The organism is Castellaniella sp. (genome assembly GCF_036379515.1).
Lineage (GTDB): Bacteria > Pseudomonadota > Gammaproteobacteria > Burkholderiales > Burkholderiaceae_B > Castellaniella.
The window spans coordinates 45,771-57,769 of record NZ_DASVGN010000034.1 but is presented as its reverse complement, the minus strand read 5'-3'; the positions used below and the strand labels follow the sequence as shown (position 1 = coordinate 57,769).

Genomic DNA, 11,999 nt, shown 5'->3' with positions numbered 1-11,999 from the left:
TAGGCCGAGCTTCTTGGCGAGCTTGTTCATCCCGCCCATCAACTCACAGGCTTCACGAACAGGTAAAAAATCTGGCATACGCACTCATAACCACGTTAATCATGTGGATTTTATAAGATAAATTACTCATATAGGCATCATCGGATATGAAACCTTTGTGTCGGCTTCCGGCCTCTGAGCCTGGCTTTAGGCCACAAAATTGCAACCAAAAATCAGGCTACAACGCACAATACTGAAACAAAGCTGAATCATTATGCAGGGACTATCCCCTAGTGCAGTGTCAGACTGTCCACCCCGGGCCTCGCGTTCCACGCAGTCACAAGCAAAAACAAATTTTCAGGCTACAGCGGGCATCCTCCAGAAGGAATCAGCTAATCTTAATGATTCCCCAGTAAAGCTTGAAATTGCTTGTAAAAACAACCAACTAATTTCCTATTGACAATGAATATCATGTTGGTAATATGAGCTGGTCTGCTCACACCGGACCCGCTCTTTAACAAAAAACAAGCGATGAATACTGTGCCCTGCCCGATTACGCGGCATGCGATTGCGCAGCAACCTGTAACGCATCGGGGTTGGAGCAAAACCGGTGAAATCCGCTTCATGCCGTCGGCCCCTCGCGTGGGGTATCCAACGACAGCGTGCAGCGGGGACTCCCCCCTTCGCAGGAAGCGCCTGGTTCGCCGCAATGGCGTCCAACATCGAGGATGGCGACGTAATCCAAGAACAGAATCCCTGACCTGCTGGCATGCCAGCAGGTCACTTCCGTATTCGGGCACATCATGTTGAATATGCCCGCAGAAAGAGGTAATCGCATGAACGAACCAAGCCGGTCGGAAACCGACCTTTTCCCCCACCCTGCCCCCGCCGCCAACATCGTCGCCATCACCCGCAAGGAACTTCTCAGCAAGGTTCCGCTGTCTGATCGCACCATCTTCGATATGGAAAAGCGCGGCGAATTCCCGCAGCGCTTCTGCCTGTCCAACCGCGTCGTCGCCTGGGACCTGGCCGAGGTCAACGCCTGGCTGGAATCCCGCAAAAGCACGCGCAACCACCAGATGGACGCGGCCTTGTCGGCACCCCTGCATCGCACGGGCACCTAGTCCAGCCAGGCCGTGCAAGATCCGGCCGGTGCGCCTATGCACCCGCCGGATTCTGCGTCCAGCCATCGATCATATTGGCCCAGTCTTGCAGCATCTCGCGCCGTCCTTCGGCGTACTCAGCTTTGTTGTAGACGCTACGCACACCGCGCTGCTCGTGGGCCAGGCATTTTTCGATCCAGTCGGAGTTATACCCAGCCTCGTTCAGCAGTGTGCTGGCCGTGCGCCGGAAATCATGGGGCGAAAACTGCGGCAGATCCTGGCCGTCGGCCTGTGCCGATGTCCACACCAGTTTGGTCACCTGGTTCAAGGTGGCCTTGCTCATGCACACATCCGGGTCATAGCGGCCTGGCAGCACCCAGCGAGACCCGCCCGCGCAGACTTTCATGGCCATCAGGATGTCCAGCGTCTGGCTGCTCAGATAGACATTATGCGGGTTGCGCCGTTTCATGCGCTCCGCCGGGATGGTCCACAGGGCATCCGTAAAGTTGATTTCACCCCAGGTGGCCTCGATCAGTTCGGATTTGCGCACCATAGTCAGCAACAGCAGCTTGACCGCCAGACGGATCACCGGCGTGGTCGCCACCCGATTCAGATACTGGTACAGCAGCCGGATTTCATCCGGCCCCAGGGATCGCTCTCGCGCCTTGAACCGCGCGATCGATGACGGCGGCACACCATCGGCCGGGTTGCTGCCTTTATAGCCTCTGGCTGATGCCCAGCGAAACACCAGCATGACGATTTCCCGTGCCAGCACGGCCGTCGCGGGCGCGCCCCGCTGCAGGATCGCATCCGCGCGACTGCGTACATCTTCTTCGGTGATCTCGTGCAGCAGCCGATTGGCAAAGTATGGCTTCAGGTCGCGCTCGTACAGCGACTTTCGCATGTCGCGGGTGGATTCAGCCATGTCGTGCCCCCGCAGCCAGTCCTGCGCCCAGGCCCCAAACCGTTTTTCACCCCGCAGCTTGTCTTTGCTGCGGGCTTTTTCCTGGGCAGGCGATACGCCAGCCGCAATTTTCTGCTTAGCCTCGCGCAGCAGGTTCCGGGCCTCGGCCAGGGTGACACCACCCACGCCATAGCGGCCTAAGGTCAGCGTTTCGCTGGGTCATTACACGGCCGTTCAGCCGGTAGTTGTAGCGAAAGGAAATCGCACCGGTCACGCTCACCGCCACATACAGCCCGTCGCGATCCGCCACCTTGTACTGTTTATCACGCGGCATGAAATTGCGGAGCATGGTATCCGTGAGCATGTCTTTCCTTTTTTGAATCAATGGCTTGCTGTAGGTATAGCGATCTTTGGATGGTATTGAAGCGCAGCACCAATACCATCTTTTGACCGCGCCATTGATTCATAAAAAAATGATTTAAATCAGATAGATAATGGATTCCAATACCATCTGAACATCAATCATCAATAGATGGTACCGGGTGCCGCGCCACCATAACGCAGCGTCGATACCCTCAAAAATACCATCCGGAAAACATGCTTGGGCCTGCCAGCACTTGCCAGCCAAAACCAGAAAAAGAAATGGAGAGCCGCTAAAACAGGGGCTCTCCATCGTTCTGATGCCAGCTATCGCATCAGCCTGCTAGGCGGGAAATCATTCCCACTCAATCGTAGCAGGCGGTTTACTCGACACGTCATACGTCACGCGATTGATCCCCCTCACCTCATTGATGATCCGCGACGACACTTTCTTGAGCAGCGAATACGGCAGTTCAGCCCAATCGGCAGTCATGAAGTCAGTTGTTTGTACCGCTCGCAACGCCACGACATAATCGTAGGTGCGGCCGTCGCCCATGACCCCCACAGACTTCACCGGCAAAAACACAGCGAACGCCTGCGACGTCAGGTCATACCAGGATTTGCCGGACTCGGCATCTACGGTGTTGCGCAGCTCCTGAATGAAGATATCGTCAGCACGGCGCAGCAGGTCTGCGTATTCTTGCTTGACTTCGCCCAGGATGCGCACGCCCAGGCCGGGACCCGGAAATGGATGGCGAAACACCATGGCAGGTGGCAACCCCAGGGCCAGGCCCAGCTTGCGGACTTCGTCCTTGAAGAGCTCCCGCAGGGGCTCCAACAGCTTCAGATTCAGGGTGTCTGGCAACCCACCCACGTTGTGGTGCGATTTGATGGCCACCGCCTTGCCGGTCTTGGAGGCAGCAGACTCGATCACGTCCGGGTAGATGGTGCCTTGTGCCAGCCAACGGGCCGATTTGAGCTTTGCAGACTCGGCTTGAAAGACTTCGACGAACTCGCGTCCAATGATCTTGCGTTTGGACTCTGGGTCCGAGACGCCGGCGAGTTTTCCCATGAACTGGGCACTGGCATCCACATGGATGACGCGAATGCCCAGGTTGGATGACATGGTCTCCATGACTTGCCGTGCTTCGTTCAAGCGCAGCAGCCCATGGTCGACAAATACGCAGGTGAGCCGGTCGCCGATGGCCTTATGGATAAGTGCCGCCGCTACGGATGAATCCACCCCACCTGACAAGCCCAGGATGACTTCATCTGAACCCACTTGCGCACGAATGCGGGCTACAGCTTCGCTGACGTAGTCGGGCATGTTCCAGTCGCGCTCGCAGCCACAGATGTCGGTCACGAAGCGCTGCAAAATGGCTTCACCCTGCACGGTATGAGTGACTTCCGGGTGGAATTGCAAGGCATAGAAGCCCCGCGCTTCATCGGCCATGCCGGCGAATTCGCAGGTAGGGGTCGACGCCATGCGCTTGAAGCCCGGCGGCAACGCCGTGACACGGTCTCCATGGCTCATCCAGACTTTGAGCATGCCGTATCCTTCAGACGTCTCAAAATCTTGAAGTCCGGCCAGCAAGCGCGTATGGCCGTGGGCGCGCACTTCGGCATACCCGAATTCGCGATGGTCTGAAAACTCGACTTTTCCACCCAGTTGCAAGGCCATGGATTGCATGCCATAACAGATGCCCAGCACGGGGACACCGGCCGTAAAGACGGCAGGCGGCACTTTGGGGGATTCGTCTGCATATGCAGAAGCATGGCTACCCGACAAAATGATGCCTTTCAAGCCCTGTTGTGCCTGGATGAAGGCATCATCCACGTCGCCGGGTTGAATCTCGCAGTACACCCCCGCGTCGCGCACGCGACGGGCAATGAGCTGAGTAACCTGGGAGCCGTAATCCAGGATGAGGATGCACTGATGCATGATGGGTCGAAGACTGGGGGAAATGGTCAAGGCGTAATGGTAACTCATGGGGCCGCCCAAAATGCGCACCTTCCTGCGTTGGCGGCCCGGCTGCAGCGCAGTAAAGTAGGGATCTCAAAAAAGCCGCCATTGCATGACTCTTACTCGTCCCCTGATCCCGCTCCCCCTTGCCGGCCTGCTGGCGCTGGCCGTCGCCATGGGCATCGGCCGTTTCGCGTTCACGCCCGTGCTGCCCATGATGCAGGCTGACCAAGGCCTCACGCTGGCGCAGGGGGGATGGCTCGCCAGCGCCAATTATCTTGGGTACCTGCTGGGAGCGCTCATCGTGACTCACCTGAGCTGGCCGCCGGCAGCGCTCCTGCGGCGAGGCCTCTGGCTGGTGGTGGTGGCGACAGTTGCCATGGGCCTGGACGACCATTGGCTGGGCTGGCTCGTCTGGAGGCTGCTGGCGGGAATCGCGAGCGCGCTGGTACTGATTGGCACAGCTGCATTGTGCATTGCTCGTCTCAATGCGCGAGGGCAGTCGGAAAAAAGCGGCATAGTGTTTGCGGGCGTGGGGTGCGGCATCGCATTCGCCGGAATCGCCTGCATGGGAATGGCGTTGATCGGCACTCCTTCCCCTCAGGCCTGGCTCTGGCTGGGGCTGGCGGCATTTCTGGGGCTGGTGGGCGCCACTACGCTCTGGAGCCCCTCCAAGGACGAGGTTGCCGCTGCGCCTGTGAACCCTCAATCACCGCCCTCGGATACTGGTTCACTGGACGAAGCTGCGACCGCTCCCCTGCACTGGGGGCTGATCTGGTGCTATGGCGTGTATGGATTCGGGTATATCTTGCCGGCGACTTTCTTGCCAGCCCAGGCGCGGCTGTTGGTGCCGGATCCACTGCTCTTCAGCCTGGCGTGGCCTGTCTTCGGCGTCACTGGTGCGCTCTCGACCCTGCTCGCCAGCCGGCTGGCGCGACACTACAGCCGTCCGCAGCTGTGGGCAGGCGCTCAGGTGATCATGGCGGTCGGGGTCTTCCTGCCCGTCGTCTGGCACTCTCTGGGGGCCATCCTGATCGCAGCGTGCTGCGTGGGTGGTACTTTCATGGTCATCACCATGGTGGGCCTGCAAGAGGCCCAGCATCGCGTGGGCATCGCCGGAGCCAAGCGGCAGATGGCCGCGATGACAGCCTCCTTCGCGCTTGGCCAGCTCATCGGCCCCTTGTTTTTCAGCTTGACACATATCTGGCTCGGCGCCCCATTGGGATTCGCGCTGATTCTGGGCGCCCTCGGCTTGCTGGCCGGCGCGCTCCCCATTCTGAGACTGCGATGACTCACACTCCCTGTACTTACGTCCTCGTCCACGGCGCCTGGCATGGCGGCTGGTGCTGGTCGCGTGTCGCCGAGCGTCTGCGCTCTGCGGGCCATCGGGTGTTCGCGCCCACATTGACGGGCTTGGGCGAGCGCAGCCACTTGCTGTCATCCAGCATCAATCTGGACACCTTCATCCAGGACATCCACAACGTGCTGATCTGGGAAGACCTGCACGACGTCGTGCTGGTAGGCCACAGCTTTGGCGGCCTGGTGATTTCCGGTGTCGCCGATCAGTTGGCCAACCGCATCCAGCGACTGGTTTATCTGGATGCATTCCTGCTGCCGCCCGGAATTTCGACCTTTGATTCTTTGCCGCCTGAAACCGTCGCCAAGATCGAGCAACGTGCTACTGCAACGGGCGGGATCCTGCCACCTCGCCCCACCACGCTGGGGCTCGAGGCCGAAGAAGATATCCGTTTTGTGCAAGACCGGCTCACTCCGCACCCGATCGGCAGCTACCGCCAGGCCTTGTCGCTGGAACACTATCTGGGCAACGGCCTGCCAATCACGCACATCCGCTGCACGCAACCGGCCTTCCCGGCCGTTGCAGCCGGACAGGCATGGGCAAAGGGTATGTATAAGTCGAAATGGCGTTGGGCAGAGCTGCCTTGCAGCCACGACGCAATGGTGGTGGCGCCCGACCTGGTGGCTCAGGCGTTGATCACCAACGCCTGAGGCCTGTCAATCCGCCCGGTAGTTGGGCGCTTCTTTGGTGATCTGCACGTCGTGCACGTGTGATTCGCGCACACCCGCCGCCGTGATCTCGACGAATTCAGCCTTGTCGTGCAGATCCCGAATCGTGGCGCAGCCACAATACCCCATGGAAGCCCGAATGCCGCCAATGAGCTGGAAGATGATGGCAATCACGCTGCCCTTGTATGGCACGCGTGCCTCGATTCCCTCAGGCACCAGCTTGTCGACGTTGTTGTTCGGGTCCTGAAAATAGCGATCTGCAGAGCCTGCTGCCATGGCGCCCAGGCTACCCATGCCACGATACGACTTGTACGAACGCCCCTGAAACAGCACGACTTCGCCGGGCGCTTCTTCGGTGCCGGCAAACATGCTGCCCATCATGCAGGTGGACGCCCCAGCGGCCAACGCCTTGGACACGTCGCCAGAATAGCGAATACCGCCATCGGCGATGAACGGTACGCCCGTGCCCTTGAGCGCATCGGCGACGTCGGAAATGGCAGTCATTTGCGGTACGCCGACCCCCGCTACAATGCGCGTCGTGCAAATGGAGCCCGGCCCAATCCCGACCTTGACTGCGTCTGCACCAGCCTCGACCAGAGCACGCGCTGCGGCCGCAGTGGCGATGTTGCCGCCGATCACCTGAATGTGCGGGTAATGCTTCTTGACCCAGCTCACGCGGTCGATAACACCCTGAGAATGTCCGTGCGCCGTGTCGACGACGATGACGTCCACACCTGCTGCCGCCAATTTCTCGACGCGCTCTTCGGTGCCTTCACCCACGCCGACCGCCGCACCCACGCGCAATTGGCCCTGTGCATCTTTGGAAGCCAAGGGGTGCTCGGTGTTCTTGACGATGTCCTTGACGGTAGCCAGGCCGCGAAGCTGGAACTTGTCATTGACGATCAGCACGCGTTCGAGACGATGTTGATGCATCAGGGCTTGGGCTTCTTCGAGCGTGGCACCCTCGTGCAAAGTGATCAGGCGCTCTTGCGGCGTCATGATCTCGCGCAAGGAGTCGTCGAGACGACTTTCAAAGCGTAGATCGCGGTTGGTGACGATCCCGACCAGCTTGCCAGCCTCGACCACGGGCAGGCCCGAGATGCCGTGCTGACGCTGCAGTGCAATGGCGTCACGCACCTTCATGGTGGGCGTCACCGTGACAGGATCGATGACGATGCCAAACTCGTGGCGTTTGACGCGGGCTACTTCACGAGCCTGCTCGTCAGCCGTCAGATTTTTGTGAATGATGCCAATGCCGCCTTCCTGTGCCATGGCGATCGCCAGGCGCGATTCGGTCACGGTATCCATGGCTGCAGACACCAGCGGAATATTCAGCTGGATGCCGCGAGTCAGCTGCGTGGTGAGCTGCGCATCGCGCGGAAGAATTTTGGAATAAGCGGGAACCAGCAAGACGTCGTCGAACGTCAGCGCTTTTTTGATGAGCCGCATAAACGGTTGTGCTCCGGGCAAAACAAGATTATACGGTGGTGGTTACCCTAATACCAAGCCCGTCACGCTAGACAGCCTGCACAGAGAGGTCGGTACGGTACAGCCTGTGCCGCACCGCACCCGAACTTCTGCTAGCCCAGCCAGACGCGCGCATTGCGGAACATGCGCATCCAGGGCGTGTAGCCACCATGCGTGCCCTCGCCTGCCCCCGAATCTGCGGTACCCCAGCGCTCGGGATGCCATGACATGGCCACGTTGCGGGTGACCCGTTCCGGGTGAGGCATCATGGCTGTGAATCGCCCATCGGCCGTAGTCACCGCAGTCAGGCCTTCAGGGCTGCCGTTGGGATTGGCAGGGTACGCCTCAGTGCGCTGCCCTTGATTGTCGACGAACGCCATGGCCGCCTGCACGCGCTCCGCATCACCTTGCCGGCTGAAATTGGCGAAGCCTTCGCCATGCGCCACGGCAATGGGTACCCTGGCCCCCGCCATGCCGGCCAACAGGATGGAAGGCGAATCGAGCACCTCGACCAGTGACAAGCGGGACTCGTATTGTTCAGACTGGTTACGCGTGAAGCGCGGCCAATGCTGGGCCCCCGGAATCATGTCGGCGAGCGCTGCCATCATCTGGCAGCCGTTGCACACCCCCAGGGCAAATACGTCAGATCGCGCAAAAAAAGCTGAAAATTGATCGGACAGTTGGCTGTTGAAGCGAATCGTGCGTGCCCAGCCCTCACCAGCGCCCAGGACGTCGCCGTAACTGAATCCCCCTACAGCAACCAGGCCTTGCACGCCCTGCAGCTGCGTGCGTCCGGACAGCAGGTCTGTCATGTGCACGTCAACGGCTTCGAAACCCGCGACATCGAAGGCCCAGGCCATCTCCACCTGGCTATTGCAGCCCTGCTCACGCAGGATGGCGATTTGGGGGCGCTTGCCGCTGGCAATGAAGGGCGCTGCCACGTCTTCCTGAGGATCAAACGCCACTTGCGCTGAAAGCCCAGGGTCATCGGCTGCCTGCCACAGCGCATGTTCGGCTTCGGCACACTCGGGGCGATCGCGACGCACACGAATGCGGCGCGTCGTTTCGCTCCACACTTGCCCCAGTTCGGCAATCGCGCGATGGTAAATGATGGAACCATCCACAAACACCTGAAATTCTTTCTGTGTGTTGAGCATGCCCACCACGTGCGAACATGTGGACAGCCCAGCCTGGCGCAATACATGCAGCACTTCGTCTCGCCGTGCACGCGGAACTTGCAGCAGCCAACCAGCTTCTTCGTTGAAAAGCGCCGACAGACTGCGCTCGCGGTGCTGAATGGCCACCTGATCCATATGGATCTTATAGTCGCCCGCATCAGCGGTGTGGGGATCAAAGGTGAGCATGTCCAGATTCAGAGACACCCCTACTCGACCTGCGAAAGCCATCTCGGCAGCTGCCGCCAGTAGTCCACCATCCGAACGATCATGGCAAGCGAGAATCCAGCCGCGAGTAGCCAGGTCACGCACGGCCAGAAAAGCGGTCTGCAGCAGCGTGGCATCGTGCATGTCGGGGGTCTCGGTGCCTATGGAACCAAAAACCTGCCCCAAAACAGAGCCGCCCAGGCGATGATGCCCTTCTCCCAGATCGATGAGCAGCAACACGGTATCGCCCGCATCCGAGCGCAGTTGCGGCGTCAGCGTCTCGCGTACGTCGGCCACTGGGGCAAACGCCGTCACGACCAGCGACACCGGCGAAACCACCTGTTGCTCGCCTTCTGTGTCTTGCCAAGCCGTACGCATCGACAATGAATCCTTGCCGACCGGAATCGACAGCCCTAGAGATTCGCACCAGTCGCCGACAGCCGACACGGTATCGAAGAGCGCGGCATCCTGCCCCGGCGCGCCGCAAGCCGCCATCCAGTTGGCAGAAAGCTTGATGTCTTCCAGGCGGGTCACCCCCGCGCTCGCCAGATTGGTGAGAGCCTCAGTGACGGCCATACGCCCCGAAGCGGCAGGATTCAGAATGGCGATAGGCGAGCGCTCGCCAATCGCCATGGCCTCGCCGGCCACCCCCTCGTAATCCCGCAGAGTCACGGCACAATCAGAGACCGGAACTTGCCAGGGGCCCACCATTTGATCGCGGGCCGTCAGACCACCTACCGTACGGTCGCCCAAGGTGATCAAAAATGATTTGTTGGCCACCGTAGGGTGACGCAAGACGCGATCGATGGCCTCGGGTAATTCGATACTCAGAAGGTCGATGGCCTGCCCTTGAACGGCCAAGTGGCTGGCCTGCCGCTGCATGCGTGGCGGCTTCCCAAGGATGACCTCCAGCGGCACATCGACGGGCCGTAGCGCCGAAAGTTCCGAGTCATCTGCTGACGCTTCCGGAGTATCCAGGCCGGGTAGTCCCTCCCCCATGGTCACGCGCAGATGTCGTTCTTCGGTTGCCACGCCTACCACGGCATACGGGCAACGTTCCCGGTCTGCAATCGCAGCGAAACGCGGCAGATCAGTCGGCAAGATGGCCAGCACGTAACGTTCCTGGGACTCATTGCTCCAGATTTCAGCCGGCGACATTCCGGACGTTTCAAGAGGGACACGCTGCAGTTCAAAGTCGGCCCCACGCCCGGCATCATTGACCAATTCGGGGAAGGCATTGGACAAACCGCCCGCGCCCACGTCGTGGATAGCCAAAATCGGGTTGGTCTCACCCTGTTGCCAGCACCGATCGATGACCTCCTGGGCCCGCCGCTGCATCTCAGGATTGCCGCGCTGCACGGAGTCGAAATCAAGCTCGGCCTGATTGGCGCCGGCCCCCAGGCTGGAGGCCGCGCCACCGCCCATACCGATCCGCATGCCGGGCCCGCCCAGCTGCACCAGCAAGGCTCCGGGCGGCAAAGGGTCCTTGTGCGTCAGCCGAGCATCGATTTGTCCCAGGCCACCCGCCAGCATGATGGGCTTGTGATAGCCCCAGCGCACGCCGTCGATCGTCTGCTCGAAGCTGCGAAAATACCCCAGCAGATTGGGGCGACCAAATTCGTTGTTGAACGCTGCAGCCCCCACGGGACCGTCGATCATGATGTCCAATGGTGTGGCAATGCGATCCGGGCTGCTGAAAGCTTCTTCCCAAGGCTCTGGGGCATCCTCCACCCGCAGGTGAGAGACGGTGAACCCCGCCAGACCAGCTTTGGGCTTGGAGCCCCGCCCTGTGGCACCTTCGTCGCGAATTTCTCCTCCTGAGCCGGTCGCCGCCCCCGGAAACGGCGCAATGGCCGTGGGGTGGTTGTGCGTCTCGACCTTCATGAGCGTGTGCATGAGCTGCCGGTCATGATGGTAGATTGCTGCACCGCCCGCCGCATGGAAGACATCGGCAGGGCCGCCCTCCATGACCGCTGCGTTGTCCGAGTAGGCCACCACAGTGCCTTCCGGCTGAGCCGCGTGCGTGGCCCGTATCATGTCGAACAAGGTGTGTGCCTGCGCCGCGCCGTCCACCGTCCAATGCGCGTTGAAAATCTTGTGACGACAGTGTTCGCTGTTGGCCTGCGCAAACATCATGAGCTCTACGTCAGTGGGATCACGCCCCAGGTCCCCGTAGGCGCGCAGCAGGTAGTCGATTTCATCCGCCGACAAGGCCAGGCCCAGGCGCTCGTTGCAGGCCTGCAGGGCCGAGCGTCCTTGCGTACTCACCGGAACCGCCTGCACAGGCTGACCGCGTAGCGTCGCAAACAAGGACTGGCCATCGAAATCGGCTGCTGCCACGGTTTGCGTCATGCGATCGTGAACCAGAGCAGACACGGCGGCCAGCTGTGCTCCATCCAGGGCTCGCGTACCCAGAAGCTTTCGCTCCGGAACCACGGTGTACCGGACAGCGCGTTCGATGCGAACGACCGAAGACAGGCCGCAATGACGAGCAATATCGGTGGCCTTGCTGGCCCAGGGAGAGACGGTGCCGGGTCGAGGAATCACCAGGAAAGAAGCCGCATGCCGGTCAGACGAAATCTGCAGCTGGGGCTCCCCATCGTCCAGCAATGCCAGCAGCTTCTCATGTTCTGCGGGTGAAAGCGGGGCCTGGGTGCCCACGAAATAGCAGCTTGCAGCCTGCAGATCGGACACCGGCACCTGCTGTTGCACCAAGGTGTGCAGCAGACGTTCACGGCGGAAATCGGACAGTGCAGAAGAACCGGGGATGAGCAGGACAGTGGTCACGGCGAGGCAAGCCTGGAAGAAGCGGTTTG

General features: G+C 60.4%; 6 protein-coding genes and 1 pseudogene. 3 read left to right on the top strand and 4 right to left on the bottom strand.

Features of this window, described 5'->3' with window-relative positions:
* The first annotated feature begins 815 nt into the window (after nucleotides 1–815).
* A complete protein-coding gene (locus tag VF285_RS12315; protein WP_346952922.1) occupies nucleotides 816–1,103 on the top strand; it encodes a helix-turn-helix transcriptional regulator in 288 nt (95 codons plus the stop codon).
* A 34-nt stretch (nucleotides 1,104–1,137) separates the two neighbouring features.
* On the opposite strand, the pseudogene VF285_RS12310 reads toward VF285_RS12315, so the two are convergent.
* Both VF285_RS12310 and guaA read right to left on the bottom strand, forming a co-directional pair.
* Nucleotides 1,138–2,350 (bottom strand): annotated as a pseudogene (locus VF285_RS12310) (tyrosine-type recombinase/integrase).
* Between the two features lie 351 nt (nucleotides 2,351–2,701).
* The gene (guaA, locus tag VF285_RS12305; protein ID WP_346952928.1) at nucleotides 2,702–4,288 is read right to left on the bottom strand and encodes a glutamine-hydrolyzing GMP synthase; all 1,587 of its coding nucleotides are present in this window, start codon (nucleotides 4,286–4,288) and stop codon (nucleotides 2,702–2,704) included.
* A 133-nt stretch (nucleotides 4,289–4,421) separates the two neighbouring features.
* Between guaA and VF285_RS12300 the strand changes: the two genes are divergently transcribed.
* On the top strand, nucleotides 4,422–5,600 hold the full coding sequence (locus tag VF285_RS12300) for a YbfB/YjiJ family MFS transporter (protein ID WP_346952921.1): 1,179 nt from the start codon (nucleotides 4,422–4,424) through the stop codon (nucleotides 5,598–5,600).
* On the top strand, nucleotides 5,597–6,316 hold the full coding sequence (locus VF285_RS12295; RefSeq protein ID WP_346952920.1) for an alpha/beta fold hydrolase: 720 nt from the start codon (nucleotides 5,597–5,599) through the stop codon (nucleotides 6,314–6,316). The genes VF285_RS12300 and VF285_RS12295 overlap by 4 nt, the downstream gene beginning before the upstream one ends.
* A 6-nt stretch (nucleotides 6,317–6,322) precedes the next feature.
* On the opposite strand, the gene guaB is transcribed toward VF285_RS12295, so the two are convergent.
* Both guaB and purL read right to left on the bottom strand, forming a co-directional pair.
* The gene (gene guaB, locus VF285_RS12290; protein ID WP_346952919.1) at nucleotides 6,323–7,783 is read right to left on the bottom strand and encodes an IMP dehydrogenase; all 1,461 of its coding nucleotides are present in this window, start codon (nucleotides 7,781–7,783) and stop codon (nucleotides 6,323–6,325) included.
* A 131-nt stretch (nucleotides 7,784–7,914) separates the two neighbouring features.
* A complete protein-coding gene (gene purL, locus VF285_RS12285) occupies nucleotides 7,915–11,970 on the bottom strand; it encodes a phosphoribosylformylglycinamidine synthase (RefSeq protein WP_346952918.1) in 4,056 nt (1,351 codons plus the stop codon).
* Nucleotides 11,971–11,999 lie beyond the last annotated feature (29 nt).